Here is a 19,941-nt window from a genome sequence, read left to right on the forward strand (position 1 = left end):
ATGAAGACGTTCCCTCTGCAAAGCCTGACGCTTGCGCAGGCACAGCAAAAGCAGTTTGCGCTGGTGGATACGCTTTGCCTTCACTTTCCTGGCGCTGATTTTCTGGCCGGTGGTGATATAGGGCTGGCCCCGGGGCTGAATCAGCCTCGGGTGACGCAACGCGTGGAAAAGGTGCTAGCCGAGGCGTTTCACGCTGAGGCCGCAGCGTTGGTTCAGGGCGCAGGCACCGGGGCTATTCGCGCCGGGCTGGCTGCGCTGCTCAAACCCGGCCAGCGGCTGTTAGTTCACGATGCGCCTGTGTATCCTACAACCCAGGTGCTTGTCGAGCAGATGGGCATTACCCTGGTGAGGGCGGATTTTAACTGCCTCCCGGCAATCACCCAGGCGATTACGCAGCATCGTCCTGACGCCGCGCTGGTGCAGCATACGCGTCAGCAACCGCAGGATTGTTACGTGTTAGCCGAGGTGCTGGCGGAAATCGCGCGGTGCGGCGTACCGACGTTAACCGATGACAACTACGCGGTGATGAAAGTTGACGGTATTGGCTGTGAATTTGGGGCGACGCTGTCTACTTTTTCGTGCTTTAAACTCTTCGGCCCGGAGGGCGTCGGGGCGGTGGTCGGCAAGGCGGAAGCTATCGCGAAAATCCGCGCGACGCTTTATTCCGGCGGCAGCCAGATTCAGGGGGCGCAGGCGCTGGAGGTGCTTCGTGGTCTGGTTTTCGCGCCGGTGATGCATGCGGTACAGGCTGGCGTTGCTGAACGGTTGCTGACGATGCTTAATAGCGGAGCGCTACCCGAGGTGAAAAAGGCCGTCATCGCCAATGCCCAGTCGAAGGTGCTGATCGTGGAGTTTCATCAGCCGATTGCCGCCCGCGTGCTGAAAGCGGCGCAAGAGAGAGGCGCGCTGCCATACCCGGTGGGAGCTGAGTCGAAGTATGAGATCCCTCCGCTGTTCTATCGCCTTTCGGGGACGTTTCGCGAAGCGAATCCGTTGCTGGGTGATTATGCGATTCGTATTAATCCAAACCGAAGTGGAGAACAGACCGTGCTACGTATTCTGCGCGAGAGCGTGAGTGCGATAGCATGTGAATGAGCATCTAATCTATAAATGCAAAAAACCGGGAAATTCCCGGTTTTTTTTGTATCTGCGCAATCGCTTTTATTACTGGTTTGCAGCCGGACCACAGCCACCAATAATTTTAGAAATTGAAATCGCTGGATGCAGGAAGTAATCGTAGCTGCAGTTATTTTTTGTATTTTCGATATGGCCAGTACACGCGGTCAGCGTAGCCAGAACACCAGCAACGAGGGTGATTTTTGCAAATTTCAGCATGTTAAAATCCTTGTAAGAGATCTATTTTTAAATGGATGAAATCCATTTCTCGGCGGTTAAGATATCAACTAAAATAAACTTTAAGTAGTCCGGATAAGGACATGATAAGCTTTATATAATTAATGAATTAGATTGCTGGATGCTTATATTTTAATTAATGATTAATAGTCGGATTATTGAGGAGAGTATATAGCGCGGTTCGTTTTTTATTTATTTCTGCTGGGGGATAAATAGATGCCCTGAATATCAGGGCATCTTCAGAAACTAGATTAATGGTTCGAGAACCAGTTCAGCTTATCGCGAAGGCCTACCACACGACCGACGATAATCAGCGCCGGGCTTTCAACCTGCTGCGCCAGTTCGCCGAGCTGCGTCAGTACCCCGTTGACGACGCGTTGCTTCACAGAAGTACCGTTTTCTACCAACGCGACAGTCATATCGGGTTGCATACCAAATTCGATCAGTTTTTCCTGAATGGTGGCCGCCTGGTTCAGACCCATGTAGAACACCAGCGTCTGTTTCTCTGCCGCCAGGTTTTCCCAGTCCAGCTCTCCGCCGGTTTTCAGGTGTCCGGTAACCAGACGTACGCTCTGGGCGTAATCACGATGGGTCAGCGGAATGCCGGAATAGGCGGAACACCCGGAAGCAGCGGTAATACCCGGCACAACGGAGAATGGAATACCGGCGTGGCACAGGGTTTCCAGCTCTTCGCCGCCGCGGCCAAAGATGAACGGATCGCCACCTTTCAGTCTCACGACGCGTTTACCCTGTTGCGCTTCACGCAGCAGGATCTGGTTAATCTCTTCCTGCGGTACGCAGTGGTAGCCCGCGCGTTTACCGACGAAGACCCGGTCCGCATCGCGGCGTACAAGGTTCATGATGTCGTCGGACACCAGACGGTCATAGACCACGACATCTGCTTGCTGGATCTGCTGTAGTCCTTTCAACGTCAGCAGTCCGGCATCGCCAGGACCGGCGCCAACCAGCACCACTTCCCCGCGATGATCCAACGGTTCGCTAAGCAACTGCTCGGTGGTTTCCTCGACGGCTTTCTGGTCACTGTTCGCCAGCGACTGCGCCAGGCGGTCATTCACGAACAATTTTTCCCAGAAGCGACGACGCTCTCCCATGCTGGCAAACTGTTGCTTCACTCGGGAACGCAACTTGCCGGCATACTGCGCGACCTGGCCCAGATGCTGAGGCAATACGGATTCAAGTCTTTCACGCAGTAGACGGGCAAGCACCGGCGATGTCCCGCCGGAGGAGACCGCCACCATCAGCGGCGAGCGGTCGATAATGGAGGGCATGATAAAACTGGCTGCTTTTGGCGCATCGACCACGTTGCAGAATATACGGCGTGATTCTGCGGCGGTACTGACGCTTTGGTTGACGGTATCGTCATCGGTGGCGGCGATAGCCAGCCAGCAGGCGTCGAGCAGAGACTCATCGAATGGCCCTTCAACCAGCGTCAGCATGCCTTCATCTGCCCATACTTTGAACTGCGGAATAAACGCCAGCGCATTAACCGTTAAACGTGCGCCCGCTTCCAGCAGTAAGCGCGCTTTGCGTTCTGCGACATCACCACCGCCGACGATCAAGCAGTCGCGGTCACGTAGTTGACAAAATATAGGCAAATGATCCACGACATTACCCCTTAATTATTGGCAGCAGCCTCTGGCTGGTTGATTTTTGCCGGAACAGGACGCTCCGATTTTGGCGTAGCATACCAATAACCCAATCCCATGAATACGACACCGGACAAAGTATTACCGAGTGTCACCCACAGCAGGTTATGACCAATTCCTGACAGGGTATAAGCTTCGCTGTGGTGACCGAACCAGGAGAGGGCAAACAGCGTCATGTTGGCAACCGAGTGCTCGTAGCCGGAAGCAATAAACGCCAGCAGACACCACCAGATAGCGAGGAATTTTGCCGCGCCTTCGGTACGGATTGCCATCCAGATTGCCAGACAAACCAACCAGTTACACAGCGCGCCTTTGAAGAACAGCACCGTTGCAGGCGCGGTCGTTTTCGCCAGCGCAACCGAATGGACGATGCTGGTATCAACCGGCAGCAGGCTGCCGCCGCCCCAGCTGTAAAGCAGGGCGACAAACACGGAGCCGACCAGGTTACCCAGCCAGGTTTGCGGCAGGATAGCCCACATCTGGCCGTGGCTGATGGTACCCGCTTTGACGCCGAGCGTCAGGAACATGGTGTGACCGGTAAACAATTCCGAACCGGCGATAATGACCAGCGTTAAAGCGATGCCAAAGGTTGCCCCCATCACCAGAGGACGTACGGACGGGTCGAGCAGATTGCCGAGGGTGAAAATAAGGATGATGCCGAGACCGACATAAGCCCCTGCCATTGCCGAACTGACCCAGAATCCGAGCGGATTATTAGCCGACAGGCGTGCGATGCGCGCAGCATTAGCCGCACACTTATTGATAGTGTCAGTAAACATTTGATTATCCTTGAAGTACAAAAAATAAAAAAAATCGTAACCGTAGGCCGGATAAGGCATTTATGCCGCCATCCGGCAATGTGCTTTTGCAATTGCCTGATGGCGCTACGCTTATCAGGCCTACCAATAAAAGACCTGCAAATACGTCAAAAAAGGGGAGGCGTTGCGCCTCCCAAAAATTTATTAACCGCGCAGTTGTACCGTGCCGTCTTTCACTCGCGCTTCGTAATGTTTCACGGAGAACTGTTCGTCTTCCATGCACAGGCCGTCGCTTAAACGAAAGCGCTGTTTTTTCAGCGGGCTGGCGACCCACAACTCGCCCTGATGTTCAGCAATCAGCCCACGAGAAAGTACGCTGGACTCAAAGAACGGGTCGATGTTGCTGATCGCAAACACCTGGTCGCTGTGATACGGGCGGAAAATCGCAACTTGCTCACTACCTAACAGGGCGCAGACGCCTGTTGCAGGCAGAATGTCATCGATTTTGCAGATGTTTTGCCACTGGCTCATGCGTTTTCCTCCACCAGAGTCACCGGAATACGCTCATAAGGCGTGGCCGGACGATGTTGTTCACGTTCAGGCACAACCTGGACATTTGGATCGCGTTTTTCGCTGTTGATAAAGTGTTTGAAGCGAACCTGCGCGGATGGGGTGTTAACCGTTTCTGTCCATTCGCAGACCACCGCTTCACGCAGACGGGTCATCTCTTCTTCCAGGTGCTGGTTCAGACCCAGCTTGTCGTCGATGATGACAGATTTCAGATACTCGATACCGCCTTCCAGATTGTCTAACCACGGTGCGGTACGGGTCAGTTTGTCGGCGGTACGGATGTAGAACATCATGAAACGGTCAAGGTACTTGAGCAGCGTGTCGCGATCGATATCCGCCGCCAGCAGATCCGCATGACGAGGTTTCATCCCGCCGTTACCGCAAACGTACAGGTTCCAGCCTTTCTCTGTGGCGATGATACCCACGTCTTTACCCTGTGCTTCGGCACATTCACGGGTACAGCCGGAGACGCCGAATTTCATTTTGTGCGGGGTACGAATGCCTTTGTAGCGATTTTCCAGTTCTACGCCGAAGCCGACGCTATCGCCGACGCCGTAACGGCACCAGGTGCTGCCCACGCAGGTTTTTGCCATACGCAACGCTTTGGCGTACGCGTGGCCGGTTTCGAAGCCCGCTTCAATCAGCTGACGCCAGATTTCCGGCAGGTCGTCTTTTTGCGCGCCAAACAGGCCGATACGCTGAGAACCGGTGATTTTGGTGTACAGGTTAAATTCACGCGCGATACGGCCCACGGCCACCAGCCCTTCAGGGGTAATCTCACCACCCGCAGAGCGCGGGATCACGGAGTAGGTACCGTCTTTCTGGATGTTCGCCAGGAAGTTGTCGTTGGTGTCCTGCAGAGGCGTGTGCTGCGGTTTGAGGATGTACTCATTCCAGCAGGAAGCCAGCAGAGAACCGACGGTCGGCTTACACACTTCACAGCCGTAGCCTTTCCCGTGTTTTGCCAGCAACTCTTCGAAGGTTTTGATGCCTTCTACGCGGATGAGATGGAACAGTTCCTGACGTGAGTACGGGAAGTGTTCGCACAGGTTGTTGTTAACTTCGATACCCTGTTTCGCCAGTTCGGCGTTCAGGACCTGCGTTACCAGCGGGATACACCCGCCACAGCCGGTACCGGCTTTGGTTTCAGCTTTCAGCGCTGCAACGGTGTGGCAGCCTTTGTTGATAGCGGCAATCAGCATGCCTTTGGTGACATCGAAGCAGGAGCAAATCTGCGCGCTGTCCGGCAGTTTATCGACACCGATAGACGGCTTACCGCTACCCGCGTGTGCTGGCAGAATCAGTGAATCCGGGTTTTCCGGCAGTTCGATGGCGTTCAGCACCAGCTGCAGCAGGTTGCCGTAATCGCTGGTGTCGCCGACTAAAACTGCGCCGAGCAGGGTTTTGTTATCTTCGCTAACGATCAGGCGTTTGTAGACTTCTTTGCTTTCGTCGAGATAGACGTAGCTACGGGCACCCGGCGTACGCGCATGTGCGTCGCCAATCCCGCCGACGTCAACGCCGAGCAGCTTCAGCTTGGCGCTCAGATCCGCGCCTTCAAAGGCGTTTTCGGTTTCGAGAATATGGTCAACGGCAACCTGCGCCATTTTGTAGCCTGGAGCGACCAGACCATACACGCGGTTGTTCCAGCTGGCGCATTCGCCGATGGCATAGATATCCGGGTCAGAAGTCTGGCAGGTGTCGTTAATCACGATACCACCGCGCGGAGCGACGTCCAGGCCGCATTGGGTGGCCAGTTTGTCGCGTGGACGAATACCGGTAGAGAAGACGATGAAATCGACTTCCAGTTCGCTACCGTCGGCAAAACGCATGGTTTTGCGCGCTTCGGTGCCTTCCTGGACGATCTCTTTGGTGTTTTTGCTGGTGTGCACGCGCACGCCCATGCTTTCAATTTTGCGACGTAACTGCTCGCCACCCATATGATCCAGCTGTTCAGCCATCAGCATTGGGGCGAATTCAATCACGTGGGTTTCAACGCCGAGGCTTTTCAGCGCGCCGGCGGCTTCCAGGCCCAGCAGGCCACCCCCGACGACGGCGCCGCGTTTGCTCCGGCGTGCGCAAGACTCAATGGCGTTGAGGTCTTCGATGGTACGGTAAACGAAGCAGTCCTGGGTTTCCGAACCTTTAATCGGCGGGATCCACGGGTAAGAGCCCGTCGCCATGATCAACTTATCGTAATAGACCGTACGACCCGCGCTGGAGTGGATCACCTTCTCCTGGCGGTTGATGGTAATTGCGCGCTCGCCCACTAACACCTTAACGCCGTGCTTCTCGTAGAATCCTTCACGCACCAGAGAAAGCTCTTCGGCGGTGTGGTGGGAGAAGTAGGAGGACAGGTGTACACGGTCGTACGCTTTGCGGGGTTCTTCACAGAAGACGGTAATATCAAAATTGGCAGCGTCGGATTTATCAAGAAGATCCTCAATAAAGCGATGGCCGACCATACCATTACCGATAATAGCGAGTCTGACTTTGCTCATTTTTGCCTCGATTTCTTTTCTATTACTGCCTACCTTAACGATTCAGCAACCCCGCTTATTGATGCAAATCAAATTCGCCTTTATATACTCCTTAAGAGGTATATAACTGATTTGTCAGCATTTTTATAAGTAACGGAATTAACTGACTTTTCGTGTTTGTATAAAAAGCATACAATTTAAGGGGCTTTTGTAAGAATTGGCCTACATGACCAGTGAAAGGCAGATGGAGTGAGAATGTGCCGGATAGCGCAGATACCATCCGGCAGTGAGATTAATGCGTTGCTGGCACGTTATGCTGGCGATGGCGCGTGACGAACCCAAGGATGAAGCACATCACGAATACCACGGCATACAAGCCGTTGGCCGTCTGTAATGCTGCCAGCGGTCCGCTGTGCGCCACGATAGGGCCGGTTACCACGAAAGTGAGCATAGTACCAATGGTGCCGCAGGTCAGAACGAAGTTAACCAGTTTAGGTGATGCGACCTTCGTCTGCTGGGAGCCGAGAGTAATAATGGTGGTATAAATCGCGCTGGAGAAGAAGCCCAGTGTCAGAATAAACCACGGCATATGCTCCGGCGTACCGGTGATGAACAGATACATCAGGACGGTGGCCAGACCCGCCAGTACGGTCAGGATGCGCTGCAAATCGAAGAAACGCAGGATAAAGCTAAACGCCCACATGCCAACCATGTAAGACATCCAGAAGTCGCTGACCAGTTTACCTGCGTCGTTCAGGCTCATGCCAAGGCTTTTGGCGTATTCCGGCACCCAGGAGATAAAGCCCAACTGACCGAGGATGTAGCACAGTGCGGCGATCGCCAGGAACAGCACGCCAATACCCCATTTTTCTTTCACTACCGGCGCGTCCGGTTGCTGCGCGTGTTTGCCCAGCGCCGGGAATTCGCAGCCGAAGGTCAGCAGGAAAATGGCGACGTATACCAGGCCGATACAGGCATAGACCCAATACCATTCGATGCTGCGCGCTAACAGGAACGCGGCCACCATCGGGAAAATCATGCCAGCCATGCTGAAGAAGGAGTCAGTAAACAGCAGACGAGAACCGCGCTGGCGGCCTTCGTACATCTGAGTCACCAGAAACGTACCAATCGACATGGTGATACCGCTCACCAGACCCAGTACAAACATGGCGGCTGAGAACAAGGCCAGGCTATGGCTGAGCATCAGTCCGGCGACCGCCAGAACCATCAGGATAAAGCCAAAGCGCAATTGGGTTTTCAGGGGCACAATTTCCATCAGCCAGGCATTCAGGAAGATAGAGATCAGAATGCCGGCATTCAGAAAGGTGAAGGTGTTACTCATACTGGAAACGGGCAAATGGAAGTACTCTGCGATGTTTCCCATCACCATCCCGGTGACAATTACCAACGCGCCTGTCAGGGCGTAGGAGAGAAAGCTAATCCATGTGAGCTTGATGCGATTGCTGTTAGTCATGACTGGCCTGTATAGAAGTGGGAGGCGCATTGACTGCGCCGTGAGCGGGCAGATTTTAGGCGTTTTAGTGATGCATTTAAATGTTTATTGGCAATTACCAGCTCCGTTACATTTTTTTATGTGATCTAGATCGCATTGAGGCTTGGGGCTATAAGGTTACATTTGTTTCAAGTACGTAAAATTAAGTAAAGGGATGGCCTTGTTCTTGAAGGCTCTTTAGAATCAATTCACTTGCTTCATTTCTGCTCTTGTTAAGGAATTCTCATGCTCAAATCGACTCTGGCGGCTGTTGCAGCTGTTCTCGCTCTTTCTGCTCTTTCTCCCGCAGCACTGGCAGCAAAAGGTGACCCGCATGTCCTGCTGACAACCTCTGCCGGTAACATTGAGCTGGAGCTGAACAGTCAGAAAGCCCCGGTTTCAGTGCAAAACTTTGTCGATTATGTCAACAGCGGTTTCTATAACAACACTACGTTCCACCGCGTGATCCCTGGCTTCATGGTGCAGGGCGGCGGTTTTACCGAGCAGATGCAGCAGAAGAAACCTAACCCGCCAATCAAGAATGAAGCCGATAACGGACTGCGTAACACCCGCGGCACGATTGCTATGGCGCGTACAGCGGATAAAGACAGCGCGACCAGCCAGTTCTTTATCAACATTGCGGACAATGCGTTCCTCGATCACGGCCAGCGCGACTTTGGCTATGCTGTCTTCGGTAAAGTTGTGAAAGGTATGGATGTCGCGGATAAGATCTCTCAGGTACAGACCCATGATGTCGGTCCTTACCAGAATGTTCCGTCAAAACCGATTGTTATCCTGTCTGCTAAAGTCCTGCCATAACCGTATTTTGCGCGGGCAGTTCTCGCCCGCGTTCTCTCCCTTCTCTGCGTAACCCGAAATTGCTGCTTATACTTGTGGCAAGTGTCGGCTCATTCAGGGAGGTCATGTGAAAAAACTCACCGATAAACAAAAGTCCCGGCTCTGGGAACAACGACGAAATGCCAATTTCCAGGCCAGTCGGCGGTTGGAAGGTGTGGATATTCCACGGGTTACTCTGAGTGCTGAAGACGCCCTGGCGCGTCTTGAAGAGTTGAGGAGGCACTATGAGCGATAAATTCGGTGATGGACGCGACCCCTATTTGTATCCGGGCCTGAATGTCATGCGTAACCGTCTGGGGATCCATCAGGCGCAACGACTGACGCTGGCGGCCTATGAACTGACGGCGCTGCGTGCGGCCACTATCGAGCTGGGCCCGCTTAAACGGGGATTGCCGCATCTGTGCGCCATTCATCGCCAGCTGTATCGGGATATTTTTGACTGGGCGGGACATCTGCGGGAAGTCGATATCTACCAGGGCGATACCCGTTTTTGCCATTTCGCTTATATCGAGAAAGAGGGCAATACGTTGATGCAGGACCTGGAAGATGAGTCCTGGCTGGTGGGGTTGCCGGAAGACAAGTTTGTCGATCGTCTTGCACACTATTATTGCGAAATCAACGTGCTGCATCCGTTTCGTATTGGCAGCGGCCTGGCGCAGCGTATTTTCTTCGAACAATTAGCGATTCATGCCGGGTATATGCTGAGCTGGGATGACATCCCGGTTGAGGAGTGGAATCTGGCTAATCAGAGCGGGGCGATGGGTGACTTGTCTGCGCTGCAGGCGATATTTCGTAAAGTGGTAAGCGAAGCCCCGGAAACTGAGTAGAATAGCGCGGTTCTTATGTACCGGAGCCGCCATGATCCTGCTTATTGATAACTATGATTCTTTTACCTGGAACCTGTACCAATACTTCTGCGAACTGGGCGCTGATGTCCTTGTCAGGCGTAACGACGAGCTGACGCTGGCGCAAATCGATGCGTTGAGCCCGCAAAAAATCGTGATTTCCCCAGGACCCTGCACGCCGGATGACGCCGGTATCTCGCTGGATGTAATTCGCCATTTCGCGGGCAACATCCCTCTGCTGGGCGTGTGTCTCGGTCACCAGGCGATGGCGCAGGCCTTTGGCGCGAGCGTGGTTCGGGCGGCAAAAGTGATGCACGGTAAAACCTCGCCGATTACGCATAACGGGCAGGGCGTTTTTCAGGGACTCGCCAACCCATTAACGGTGACGCGCTACCATTCTCTGGTGGTTGCCCCCGAAACGCTTCCTGACTGCTTTGAAGTGACGGCCTGGAGTGAAACGCAGGAGATTATGGGCATTCGTCACCGTGAGTGGGATATGGAAGGGGTGCAGTTTCACCCGGAGAGTATTCTCAGCGAACAGGGGCATCAGCTGCTGGCTAATTTCCTCAATCGCTGAATTGTGGTTGCTATTCAGTGATTTTTTATTCATATTTTGTGATTATAATTTCACTAGCATTTCTGCTTAACAGGGTGGTAATGACATGGCAACTGAACAAACTGCTATTACACGCGCGACATTCGATGAAGTGATTCTGCCGATTTATGCACCGGCTGAGTTTATCCCGGTAAAAGGAAAAGGGAGTCGAGTCTGGGATCAACAGGGCAAAGAGTATGTTGATTTCGCGGGCGGCATTGCAGTTACCGCGCTAGGGCATTGCCATCCGGCACTGGTTGAGGCGTTAAAAACCCAGGGGGAAACCCTGTGGCATACCAGCAACGTTTTCACCAATGAACCTGCGCTGCGTTTAGGCCGTAAAATCATTGATGCGTCCTTCGCCGAGCGCGTGCTGTTCATGAATTCAGGTACGGAAGCCAACGAAACCGCCTTTAAGCTGGCGCGCCACTATGCCTGTGTGCGTCATAGCCCGTTCAAAACCAAAATCATTGCCTTCCATAATGCGTTTCACGGCCGTTCGCTGTTTACCGTTTCTGTTGGCGGGCAGCCGAAATACTCCGACGGCTTTGGACCAAAGCCGGCAGATATCATCCATGTCCCGTTTAACGATCTGCATGCGGTAAAAGCGGTGATGGACGATCACACCTGCGCGGTGGTGGTTGAGCCAATTCAGGGAGAAGGCGGCGTCACTGCGGCTACGCCGGAATTCCTGCAAGGTTTGCGCGAACTCTGTGACCAGCACCAGGCGCTGTTGGTATTTGATGAAGTGCAGAGCGGGATGGGGCGTACCGGCGATTTGTTTGCCTATATGCACTACGGCGTGACGCCGGATATCCTCACCAGCGCGAAGGCGCTCGGCGGCGGTTTCCCGGTGAGCGCGGTGCTGACCACTCAGGAGATTGCCTCCGCGTTCCACGTGGGGTCGCACGGTTCCACGTACGGCGGTAACCCGCTGGCCTGCGCGGTAGCGGGTGCAGCGTTTGATATCATCAACACGCCGGAAGTGCTGGGAGGCATTCAGGCCAAACGTCAGACGTTTGTCCAGCATTTGCACAAGATTGATCAACAGTTCGACATTTTCAGCGATATTCGCGGGATGGGGCTGCTGATTGGCGCCGAGTTGAAGCCGCAGTTTAAAGGCCGGGCGCGCGATTTCCTCTATGCCGCCGCGCACGAAGGGGTGATGGTGCTGAACGCCGGGCCGGACGTAATGCGTTTCGCGCCGTCGCTGGTGGTAGAGCAGGCGGATATCGATGAAGGGATGCAGCGTTTCGCGCAGGCTGTCGCGAAGGTGGTGGGCTGATTGCCGGATGGCGGCGCGAGCGCCTTATCCGGCCTACAGGGTAAGGTGTGATTCGTAGGCCGGATAAGCGTAGCGCATCCGGCAAATCTTTTAACCCTTCATGTCCCGTAGTCGGCGGCTCAGCCAGATCCCGTGGTGCGGTCGCTGACGCCATGCTACCGACGAAATGGTATGCATGGTGTTCAGATGCCCAAGAACCCGTTGCAGATGCTGCTCAAGAGTGCTTAACGGACCGTGGGACAGCATCTCCGGCGCTTCGAGAATATTCACATCGCCCGAGCTTCCCGGTCCGTCATACTCCAGCCGCTGCTGACAGCGCTGAAGCGCAATTTCACAGGATTCCAGATACCGCTGCGCCAAATCCGGCGTCAGCATCGTATGTTCCCTTGCCAGCGTGGTCATCGCGTTAATGTGTTCGACGATGAACTGGCTGTGCGTGACCCACAGTTTCATGTCCGCAAGGTAGTGCGAGTTGAATCCTGGCTCCTGCATCGCCTGGTTCAGTGAGTTGAACAGCGTGTTCTGCGCCTGGTTAACCCGCATGCGTTGATACGCCAGCGGCGTGGCCTGCGGATCGTTGCTGAGGATCAGGCGAATGGCCTCCTGGTCGGCTTCTAACGCGTCGTGGGCGTTCTTACGCAACAGACCGCTCTGCCACTGTGGCCACAGCCAGAGCGTGCCGCCAAAGGCGATTAGGCAGCCAATGATCGTATCGACAAACCGCGGCACGATAAACTGTTCCCCGTTCAGCGTCAGCAGTTGCAGGGTGTAAACTGCCGTGACCGTAAAGCCGACGGTAGCCCAGCCGTAATTTTTACGGATGATCAGATAGCTCACCAGGGTTATCAGCAGCATGGCTGCCAGCGTGAAACCTTCCGGAATATGAAAGTGCAGCGTGACGCCGGCAATCACCAGCCCAACGAGCGTACCGACCGACCGATGTAAGATGCGTACCCGGGTCGCCCCGTAGCCATTTTGCGTGACGAACAGAATAGTCATTAAAATCCAGTAGGGCTTTGGCAGGTGTAAGGCGCTGCCCATCAGGCTGGCGATACTCAACATAACGCAGATGCGTCCGGCATTGCGCAGCGCTGGAGATTTCAACGACAGATAGTTTTTCAGGGCTGGGATCAACGGCAACCGACGCTGCTTGTCAGCCATCAAGTCACGGGCATACAACGGGCGCTGGGTGCGTAGCACGCGGGCAATACGGCTAAAGTGCCAGTAGCAAAATTGTCCCACCGGGTTGTCCGGATGCTGCCTGGCGATTTTCTCCAGTGTGCCAATCTGTTTTTCCATCGAGAAACGGGTCGGCAAACGGTGATACAAAATATCATCGGCCAGTACCCGAAGGCGTTCGGCTACGGTACGCGCATTCCAGCGAATCACCTGCTCCGCATGGCTACGCTCGACCAGCTTTTGCACCTCTTCCGGCTGGTGGAGGCTAACGGAAATATGCTCTTGTAAATCGAGCGCCTCCTGAAAGGCACGCAGCAGGCGCTTGTAATCGTTGTTGCGATGCGCCGACAGCATATGCATTTGCTGATAACACTGGGTAATCAGATCCACTGCCTTTTGTTGGCGAACCAGCAGGGGAGGCAGCGCTTTTTCTGGGTCGGCATGCTGGGTCAGCATGCTGTACTTAGTTTCACAGTAATCGGCTAATTCACGATACAACAGGCTGAGCGATTCACGGAGCGGCTGTTCGCGCCACATCCAAAACCAGAACCAGTTGAACAGGCCATACCATAACGTGCCCAGCGCGTAGATCAGCAGCGGCTCCCAGACGGGCATGTTGCCGGCCAGGCTTAGCGTGAAAATCGCTGCGATAAGTGAGGCAGGCAATAGTCGCGCATGCAAAGGGCTCAACTCGGCGGTTACACCAAGAATTAGCGTCAGGCCGGTGAGGATAAGCGGCAGTGGTATATCTTTTGCCAGCAGTAATTGCATGATCAAACTGCATCCGGCAAACAAAGACGCGCCAATAGCTAAACGTTTGAAAAAGCGCTTATGCGGGGTATCAAGACCGGCAATGTTGCAGCAGGCAGGGACCAGGGAGAAGAGGAGGCCCAGATGAAGCTGACCGATGATCAGACCAACAGCCACAGGTAAACATAGCACCAGCGTCTGCCGTAGTGCGTAGTTGATCTCTGGGTGGTATATCAGTCTTCGCCACATCGGTGCAAACAAAAGTGGCGCATTACTGGGTAACGCGCCACTTCGATGGGGTTAACGGGTGCCGTAGACGACGATAGTCTTACCGTGTGCGGAGATCAGGTTCTGATCTTCCAGCATCTTCAGAATACGGCCGACGGTCTCACGGGAGCAGCCAACGATCTGGCCGATTTCCTGACGGGTGATTTTAATCTGCATGCCGTCCGGGTGGGTCATCGCATCAGGCTGTTTCGCCAGATTCAGCAGAGTCTGCGCGATACGACCAGTTACGTCGAGGAAGGCGAGGTTGCCGACTTTTTCAGACGTGACCTGCAGACGACGAGCCATCTGAGAAGACAGGCGCATCAGAATATCCGGGTTGACCTGGATTAATTGGCGAAATTTTTTGTAGGAAATTTCAGCGACTTCACATGCGGTTTTGGCACGTACCCAGGCGCTACGTTCCTGACCTTCTTCGAAGAGGCCTAATTCACCAATAAAATCGCCCTGATTCAGATAAGAAAGGATCATTTCTTTCCCTTCTTCATCTTTGATCAGCACTGCCACTGAGCCTTTAACGATGTAATACAACGTTTCCGCTTTTTCACCCTGGTGAATCAGCGTGCTCTTCGATGGGTACTTATGAATATGGCAATGAGACAAGAACCATTCGAGAGTCGGGTCTGTTTGCGGTTTGCCAAGCACCATGCGCGGTTATCCTCTGTTATAAGCTGTCTCCAGAGCCAGAAAACGACGCTGCCTCTGGGTTTGCAAAAATGTGCTTCCCGCTACCTGGGAAGGGGGCTACTAAAAATATACTGCAGCCTGTAATGTGATGTCCTCTGCATACATGCAGTACGTCAATGTATTACTGTAGCATCCCGACTGTTTTAGCATAGCTTTCGCCGTGTGTCTCCTGGTGTCTCGCTTCAGCATGACGCAGGTCGCCTTCCATTGCGAGAATTGTTATGTGCGCGTAATCTGTCAGGAAAATTGAAACATTGGAGTTACGAAATATGCAAGCGCGTGTAAAGTGGGTTGAAGGGTTAACCTTCCTCGGTGAGTCCGCCTCTGGCCACCAAATTCTGATGGACGGTAACTCCGGTGATAAAGCGCCGAGCCCGATGGAAATGGTATTAATGGCGGCGGGCGGTTGTAGCGCAATTGATGTGGTATCGATCCTGCAAAAGGGTCGTCAGGATGTGACCAACTGCGAAGTGAAACTGACCTCAGAGCGTCGTGATGAAGCGCCGCGCCTGTTTACCCACATCAACCTGCATTTCATCGTAACGGGTAACGATCTGAAAGATGCATCAGTCTCACGCGCAGTCGACCTTTCAGCGGAAAAATATTGCTCCGTGGCACTGATGCTGGAAAAGGCGGTGAACATTACCCACTCCTATGAAGTGGTTGCCGCGTAATCCCTGACGCCGGATAATGTTGATTCGTAGGCCCGATAAGCGAAGCGCCATCGGGCACTTTCCACGCCTCACCCTATCTTTTTGCCTTCCATCAGTCGCTGGACCAGCGGCAGCATAATCAATTCCATCGCCAGGCCCATCTTGCCGCCCGGCACGACCAATGTATTGATGTGGGAAATGAATGAGCCCTGCAGCATGGCCAGTAGCCACGGGAAGTCGATCCCTTCCAGGTTACGAAAATGAATCACGACAAAGCTTTCATCCAGAGACGGGATACTCTTGGCGGCAAAGGGGTTAGAGGTATCGACGGTCGGTACGCGCTGGAAGTTAATATGCGTCCGGGAGAACTGCGGCGTGATGTAATTGATGTAATCGTCCATTGATCGCACCACCGAGTCCATCACCGCTTCACGCGAGTGTCCACGCTCGCTGGTATCGCGAGTCAGTTTCTGGATCCATTCCAGGTTTACGATCGGCACCACGCCAACCAGCAGATCGACATGTTGGGCCACGTTTTGCTGTGGGGTGACGACGCCGCCGTGCAGTCCTTCATAAAACAGGACATCCGTCGGTTCAGGCAGCGGCTGCCAGGGCGTGAAAGTCCCTGGCACCTGGTTCCACGGTACGGCCTCATCGTAAGTGTGCAGATATTTTCGCGACTGGCCTTTGCCCGTCTGACCGTATTCGATGAAAGTTTGTTCCAGCAGACCGAAGTCATTAGCTTCGGGGCCGAAATAGCTGATATGCCGCCCGGCATCGCGCGCTTTGCGAATCGCCATGTCCATTTCCGGACGGGTATAGCGATGAAAACTGTCACCTTCCACCTCGGCGGCACGCAGATTTAACTGCGCGAAAATTTTACGAAACGCGAGGCTGGTGGTGGTGGTCCCCGCGCCGCTGGATCCTGTTACCGCAATCACCGGATGTTTGGCAGACATAACAACTCCATGAAATGGTTATAATTATAGTAAAGTCGGCCGGCGGCTACGGATTACTCGTGAATCTGCTTCCTCGGCATAATATTGACCGTTTCATGCAGTTCAGACCACACCAGCACGGCTTCACCTGATTGTAGTTGGCGTTTGACGTCGGCGACTTTTTGTTCGAGCGAACGTTCATGTTCACCATAATCGGTGCCTTCACGCAAGACAAAGCTTTCAATCAGATTGTCCAGCGCGTCCGGGGAGATATCTTGCCAGGGGATGATCATGATGAGACCTCCAGATACGTTGTCAGCCAGTCGGGGATTCTGGATTCCAGCCACATCTCAGGATGGCGTACCGTGCCGCCAATGAATCCGACGTGGCCACCGTGTTCAGTCAACTGATACTCCACCTGCGAAGGCAGGTTTTCCGGTTTCGGGATCACGTGATGATCCATAAACGGATCGTCCTTGGCATGGATAATCAGCGTGGGTTTGGCGATCTGGTTGAGCAACGGCATGGCGCTACACTGACGATAATAGTCTATAGCATCGGCGAAACCGTGGATTTTGGCGGTGATCAGATCGTCAAAATCGCGAATGCGACGCAGAGATTTCAATTGGGACAGACTTACCGGCAGCGAGCCTGGATAGGCCTCAAGCTTACGCGAGGCATTGGCTTTCAACAGATTGAGCAGGTAGCGCTGATAGACCCGAGAGAATCCCTTGTCCATATGGTAACTACAGGCTTCCAGCACGAAAGGCGCGGAGACGATAACGGCGGCATCAATTGGAATCTCGTTGCCTTCTTTGGCCAGCAGGCAGGCCAGCATGTTGCCACCGAGCGAATAGCCCACCGCTGCGGTCGGCACGCGACCGAACTCACGCTCCAGCCAGTGTAAAAACCAGGTGCCATCTTCTGTTTCGCCCGAATGATAAATGCGGTTCAGACGATTGGGTTCACCGCTGCAGCCGCGAAAATGCATTACCACGCCCAGCCAGCCGCGCTTTTGCGCCGCTTCAATCAGGCCATGTGCGTACGGGCTGTTCAGACTACCTTCCAGACCGTGAAAAACCACCAGGCGCGGTTTGTGTTTCGCCTGTTGCGGATCTTCACTCCACGCCAGATCGACAAAATCACCATCGGGCAATTCCAGACGCTGCCAGTGGGCGTCGAACTTCACCTTGCGGCGAATTAAGCGCGGCAGCATCGTCTGCAGATGGCGGTTACTGATACCGCGCATCGGGCGGAATTCTCGCGAATCGTCGGTAGGTGGGGTCATTTCTGTGGACGTGATTTCAACCATAACACCAGAGCAATTAATAATCGGAAAGAATAACTATACCGCGCACAGCGCGTGCGGGTTAGCCAATATGTGATTTTGTCGCTAGTCAGCCAGCAGGTTACGCGAGCCTGGGCCACAACTACATAAACGAAACGTAGGCCTGATAAGACGCGCGAGCGTCGTCATCAGGCATTTTCGGCTCAGGAGCCGGATGGCGGCTTCGCCTTATCAGGCACTCATGACTATTCGGCCAGCATCTGCTCAAGCTGTTCCTGCGCTTCCAGCCAGGCCATCTCGCACTCTTCCAGTCCGGATTTTGCACTGGCCTGCTGCTGCAGGCATGCGGTGAGTTCGGCTTTGCGGCTTTGGTCATACAGTTCGCTGTCGCCGAGTTTTTCTTCCGCCTGCGCCAGCTGTGCGTGCAGTTTCTCCATCTCTTTTTCCAGACGGGTAATCTCTTTACGCAGCGGCTGCGTCAGGGTGCGCAATTCAGCTTCGCGACGCTTCTGGTCTTTACGCGCCTGGGCGCTGTTAACGCTCTCTTTTGCCGGTTCGTCGCTCTGGTTTTCTTGTTTTTGCACATCGCTCAGCCACTGCTGATAATCCTCCAGATCGCCGTCAAACGGCTCGACTTTTTTGTCGTGCACCAGATAGAGGTCATCGGTGGTGGAGCGAATCAGGTGACGGTCGTGCGAGACCACGACCAGCGCGCCTTCGAAATCGATCAACGCTTCGGTCAGCGCCTGGCGCATATCAAGGTCCAGGTGGTTGGTCGGTTCATCAAGCAGGAGCAGGTTCGGGCGCTGCCAGACGATCAACGCCAGCACCAGACGCGCTTTTTCACCACCGGAGAAGCGGCGAGTTTCTTCGCTGACTTTATCGCCCTGGAAGCCGAATCCGCCGAGGTAGTCCCGCAGTTTCTGCTCCAGCTCCTGCGGCGCCATGCGCGCCAGGTGCTGAATAGGCGATTCATCGGCGCGTAAAAACTCCAACTGGTGCTGCGCGAAGTAGCCCAGCTTGATACCTTTCGCCAGGCCAATCTCGCCGCTAATGGGGGCCAGTTCGCCGGCCAGCAGCTTGATCAGCGTCGATTTACCCGCGCCGTTGCGACCGAGCAGGCCGATGCGGGAACCCGGCACCAGATTCAGTTTGATCGAATCGAGAATGACGCGATCGCCGTAGCCAGCGCTGACCTTTTCCATCTTCAGCAGTGGATTCGGCAGGCTTTCTGGTTCGCGAAAGCTGAAGTGGAACGGGTTGTCCACGTGTGCCGGGGCAATCAGCTCCATGCGTTCCAGCATTTTGATACGGCTTTGCGCCTGCTTTGCTTTGGTTGCTTTAGCGCGGAAACGATCGATATAGCTTTGCAGATGCGCCACGCGCTCCTGCTGGCTTTCGTACATTGCCTGTTGCTGCGCAAGGCGGGTCGCACGCTGGATTTCAAACGCGCTGTAGTTGCCGGTGTACTCGAACATGGTTTGCTGTTCGATATGAATAATTTTGTCCACCACCGGGTCGAGGAAGTCGCGGTCGTGGGAGATCAATATCAGCGTGCCCTGGTAGCTTTTCAGCCATCTTTCCAGCCAGATTACCGCGTCGAGATCGAGGTGGTTGGTGGGTTCATCGAGCAGCAGCAGGTCTGAACGGCAAATCAGCGCCTGGGCCAGGTTGAGACGCATACGCCAGCCACCGGAAAAGTCGCTGACCGGGCGCTCAAGCTGTTCGTTGGAGAAACCGAGACCATGCAGCAGGCTGGCGGCGCGTGAGCGCACGGTCCAGGCGTCGATGGCATCCAGTTTGCCATGGACGGTGGCAATAGCGTGTCCATCGTTACGTTCGTTGGCATCGTTCAACTGCGCTTCCAGTTGACGATACTCGCGGTCGCCGTCAATCACGTACTCCAGCGCGGGCTGCGGCAATGCTGGCGTTTCCTGATTCACCCACGCAAGCTGCCAGTTTCCCGGATAGGTAAATCCTCCGGCGTCGGCGCTGAGTTCATTTTTCAGCAATGCCAGCAGGGTAGATTTACCACAGCCATTTTTACCTACCAGACCAACTTTCTGCCCTGGATTAATGGTGGCCGTGGCATTGTCCAGCAAGACGCGCACGCCGCGACGAATTTGTAACGATGAGAAAACAATCATAAGGCGCCGTATGTTCAGACTATGTTAATTTATCATTATGATAATGTAATGTGTGGGCCATTTGCCGCACCGAGGCGCAATGGTAGCCCAAAACGTCGAAAATAGACAAAA

Annotated in this window: 18 protein-coding genes and 1 pseudogene; 7 read left to right on the top strand and 12 right to left on the bottom strand. The window is 54.2% G+C overall.

Features of this window, described 5'->3' with window-relative positions:
* The gene (locus WHR59_RS01755) at positions 1-1,095 is read left to right on the top strand and encodes an aminotransferase class I/II-fold pyridoxal phosphate-dependent enzyme (RefSeq protein ID WP_338843546.1); all 1,095 of its coding nucleotides are present in this window, start codon (positions 1-3) and stop codon (positions 1,093-1,095) included.
* 69 nt (positions 1,096-1,164) lie between these two features.
* On the opposite strand, the gene WHR59_RS01760 is transcribed toward WHR59_RS01755, so the two are convergent.
* The 6 genes from WHR59_RS01760 to tsgA all read right to left on the bottom strand — a co-directional run bounded on the left by WHR59_RS01760 (position 1,165) and on the right by tsgA (position 8,302).
* Entirely contained in the window at positions 1,165-1,335 is a 171-nt protein-coding gene (locus WHR59_RS01760) for a YhfL family protein (protein WP_003827690.1), read from the bottom strand.
* A 269-nt stretch (positions 1,336-1,604) separates the two neighbouring features.
* Positions 1,605-2,978, bottom strand: a complete 1,374-nt coding sequence (gene cysG / locus WHR59_RS01765; protein WP_043018559.1) for a siroheme synthase CysG — start codon at positions 2,976-2,978, stop codon at positions 1,605-1,607.
* Positions 2,979-2,989: 11 nt separating this feature from the next.
* Positions 2,990-3,799 carry a nitrite transporter NirC gene (gene nirC / locus WHR59_RS01770; protein WP_043018835.1) on the bottom strand — a complete coding sequence of 270 codons (810 nt, stop codon included), beginning with the start codon at positions 3,797-3,799 and terminating at the stop codon, positions 2,990-2,992.
* 183 nt (positions 3,800-3,982) lie between these two features.
* Complete coding sequence (gene nirD / locus WHR59_RS01775) at positions 3,983-4,309, bottom strand: nitrite reductase small subunit NirD (protein WP_043018558.1); 327 nt, start codon at positions 4,307-4,309, stop codon at positions 3,983-3,985.
* Positions 4,306-6,849 carry an NADPH-nitrite reductase large subunit gene (nirB, locus tag WHR59_RS01780; protein WP_043018557.1) on the bottom strand — a complete coding sequence of 848 codons (2,544 nt, stop codon included), beginning with the start codon at positions 6,847-6,849 and terminating at the stop codon, positions 4,306-4,308. Before nirB ends, nirD begins: the two co-directional genes overlap by 4 nt.
* A 271-nt stretch (positions 6,850-7,120) precedes the next feature.
* Entirely contained in the window at positions 7,121-8,302 is a 1,182-nt protein-coding gene (gene tsgA, locus WHR59_RS01785; protein ID WP_043018556.1) for an MFS transporter TsgA, read from the bottom strand.
* A 264-nt stretch (positions 8,303-8,566) separates the two neighbouring features.
* On the opposite strand from tsgA, the gene ppiA reads away from it, so the two are divergent.
* The 5 genes from ppiA to argD all read left to right on the top strand — a co-directional run bounded on the left by ppiA (position 8,567) and on the right by argD (position 11,903).
* Positions 8,567-9,139, top strand: a complete 573-nt coding sequence (ppiA, locus tag WHR59_RS01790; RefSeq protein WP_003023595.1) for a peptidylprolyl isomerase A — start codon at positions 8,567-8,569, stop codon at positions 9,137-9,139.
* Positions 9,140-9,245: 106 nt separating this feature from the next.
* Positions 9,246-9,413 (top strand): YhfG family protein, encoded by a 168-nt coding sequence (locus WHR59_RS01795; protein ID WP_003827708.1) that lies wholly within the window; start codon positions 9,246-9,248, stop codon positions 9,411-9,413.
* The gene (locus tag WHR59_RS01800) at positions 9,403-10,005 is read left to right on the top strand and encodes a putative adenosine monophosphate-protein transferase Fic (RefSeq protein WP_338843547.1); all 603 of its coding nucleotides are present in this window, start codon (positions 9,403-9,405) and stop codon (positions 10,003-10,005) included. Before WHR59_RS01795 ends, WHR59_RS01800 begins: the two co-directional genes overlap by 11 nt.
* A gap of 31 nt (positions 10,006-10,036) precedes the next feature.
* The gene (pabA, locus tag WHR59_RS01805; RefSeq protein WP_043018554.1) at positions 10,037-10,600 is read left to right on the top strand and encodes an aminodeoxychorismate synthase component 2; all 564 of its coding nucleotides are present in this window, start codon (positions 10,037-10,039) and stop codon (positions 10,598-10,600) included.
* 85 nt (positions 10,601-10,685) lie between these two features.
* Complete coding sequence (gene argD, locus WHR59_RS01810; RefSeq protein WP_043018553.1) at positions 10,686-11,903, top strand: bifunctional acetylornithine/succinyldiaminopimelate transaminase; 1,218 nt, start codon at positions 10,686-10,688, stop codon at positions 11,901-11,903.
* 90 nt (positions 11,904-11,993) lie between these two features.
* Here argD and WHR59_RS01815 read toward each other — a convergent pair whose 3' ends face one another.
* Entirely contained in the window at positions 11,994-14,081 is a 2,088-nt protein-coding gene (locus WHR59_RS01815) for a YccS/YhfK family putative transporter (protein ID WP_087051957.1), read from the bottom strand.
* Between the two features lie 51 nt (positions 14,082-14,132).
* On the bottom strand, positions 14,133-14,765 hold the full coding sequence (gene crp, locus WHR59_RS01820) for a cAMP-activated global transcriptional regulator CRP (RefSeq protein WP_000242758.1): 633 nt from the start codon (positions 14,763-14,765) through the stop codon (positions 14,133-14,135).
* A gap of 308 nt (positions 14,766-15,073) precedes the next feature.
* On the opposite strand from crp, the gene WHR59_RS01825 reads away from it, so the two are divergent.
* On the top strand, positions 15,074-15,478 hold the full coding sequence (locus WHR59_RS01825; protein ID WP_043018552.1) for an OsmC family protein: 405 nt from the start codon (positions 15,074-15,076) through the stop codon (positions 15,476-15,478).
* Between the two features lie 68 nt (positions 15,479-15,546).
* On the opposite strand, the gene WHR59_RS01830 is transcribed toward WHR59_RS01825, so the two are convergent.
* The 4 genes and pseudogenes from WHR59_RS01830 to WHR59_RS01845 form a co-directional block, all read right to left on the bottom strand.
* Positions 15,547-16,416: a phosphoribulokinase gene (locus tag WHR59_RS01830; protein WP_087051958.1), complete on the bottom strand. Its 870-nt coding sequence runs from the start codon at positions 16,414-16,416 to the stop codon at positions 15,547-15,549.
* A 53-nt stretch (positions 16,417-16,469) separates the two neighbouring features.
* Complete coding sequence (locus tag WHR59_RS01835; RefSeq protein ID WP_003023615.1) at positions 16,470-16,688, bottom strand: YheU family protein; 219 nt, start codon at positions 16,686-16,688, stop codon at positions 16,470-16,472.
* Positions 16,685-17,753, bottom strand: a pseudogene (locus WHR59_RS01840) (hydrolase). Before WHR59_RS01840 ends, WHR59_RS01835 begins: the two are co-directional and overlap by 4 nt.
* A 175-nt stretch (positions 17,754-17,928) precedes the next feature.
* Positions 17,929-19,830, bottom strand: coding sequence for an ABC transporter ATP-binding protein (locus WHR59_RS01845; RefSeq protein ID WP_003023627.1), 1,902 nt, complete (start codon positions 19,828-19,830; stop codon positions 17,929-17,931).
* Positions 19,831-19,941: the final 111 nt, after the last annotated feature.

The sequence above is a fragment of the Citrobacter europaeus genome, assembly GCF_037482245.1.
Taxonomy (GTDB): domain Bacteria; phylum Pseudomonadota; class Gammaproteobacteria; order Enterobacterales; family Enterobacteriaceae; genus Citrobacter; species Citrobacter europaeus.

What these genes read in the sequence shown, in the direction of transcription:
- WHR59_RS01755 (WP_338843546.1), top strand. Translation starts at nt 1, where the DNA reads ATGAAGACGTTCCCTCTGCAAAGCCTGACGCTTGCGCAGGCACAGCAA.
- WHR59_RS01760 (WP_003827690.1), bottom strand. Translation starts at nt 1,335, where the DNA reads ATGCTGAAATTTGCAAAAATCACCCTCGTTGCTGGTGTTCTGGCTACG.
- nirC (WP_043018835.1), bottom strand. Translation starts at nt 3,799, where the DNA reads ATGTTTACTGACACTATCAATAAGTGTGCGGCTAATGCTGCGCGCATC.
- nirD (WP_043018558.1), bottom strand. Translation starts at nt 4,309, where the DNA reads ATGAGCCAGTGGCAAAACATCTGCAAAATCGATGACATTCTGCCTGCA.
- nirB (WP_043018557.1), bottom strand. Translation starts at nt 6,849, where the DNA reads ATGAGCAAAGTCAGACTCGCTATTATCGGTAATGGTATGGTCGGCCAT.
- tsgA (WP_043018556.1), bottom strand. Translation starts at nt 8,302, where the DNA reads ATGACTAACAGCAATCGCATCAAGCTCACATGGATTAGCTTTCTCTCC.
- ppiA (WP_003023595.1), top strand. Translation starts at nt 8,567, where the DNA reads ATGCTCAAATCGACTCTGGCGGCTGTTGCAGCTGTTCTCGCTCTTTCT.
- WHR59_RS01800 (WP_338843547.1), top strand. Translation starts at nt 9,403, where the DNA reads ATGAGCGATAAATTCGGTGATGGACGCGACCCCTATTTGTATCCGGGC.
- pabA (WP_043018554.1), top strand. Translation starts at nt 10,037, where the DNA reads ATGATCCTGCTTATTGATAACTATGATTCTTTTACCTGGAACCTGTAC.
- argD (WP_043018553.1), top strand. Translation starts at nt 10,686, where the DNA reads ATGGCAACTGAACAAACTGCTATTACACGCGCGACATTCGATGAAGTG.
- WHR59_RS01815 (WP_087051957.1), bottom strand. Translation starts at nt 14,081, where the DNA reads ATGTGGCGAAGACTGATATACCACCCAGAGATCAACTACGCACTACGG.
- crp (WP_000242758.1), bottom strand. Translation starts at nt 14,765, where the DNA reads ATGGTGCTTGGCAAACCGCAAACAGACCCGACTCTCGAATGGTTCTTG.
- WHR59_RS01825 (WP_043018552.1), top strand. Translation starts at nt 15,074, where the DNA reads ATGCAAGCGCGTGTAAAGTGGGTTGAAGGGTTAACCTTCCTCGGTGAG.
- WHR59_RS01830 (WP_087051958.1), bottom strand. Translation starts at nt 16,416, where the DNA reads ATGTCTGCCAAACATCCGGTGATTGCGGTAACAGGATCCAGCGGCGCG.
- WHR59_RS01835 (WP_003023615.1), bottom strand. Translation starts at nt 16,688, where the DNA reads ATGATCATCCCCTGGCAAGATATCTCCCCGGACGCGCTGGACAATCTG.
- WHR59_RS01845 (WP_003023627.1), bottom strand. Translation starts at nt 19,830, where the DNA reads ATGATTGTTTTCTCATCGTTACAAATTCGTCGCGGCGTGCGCGTCTTG.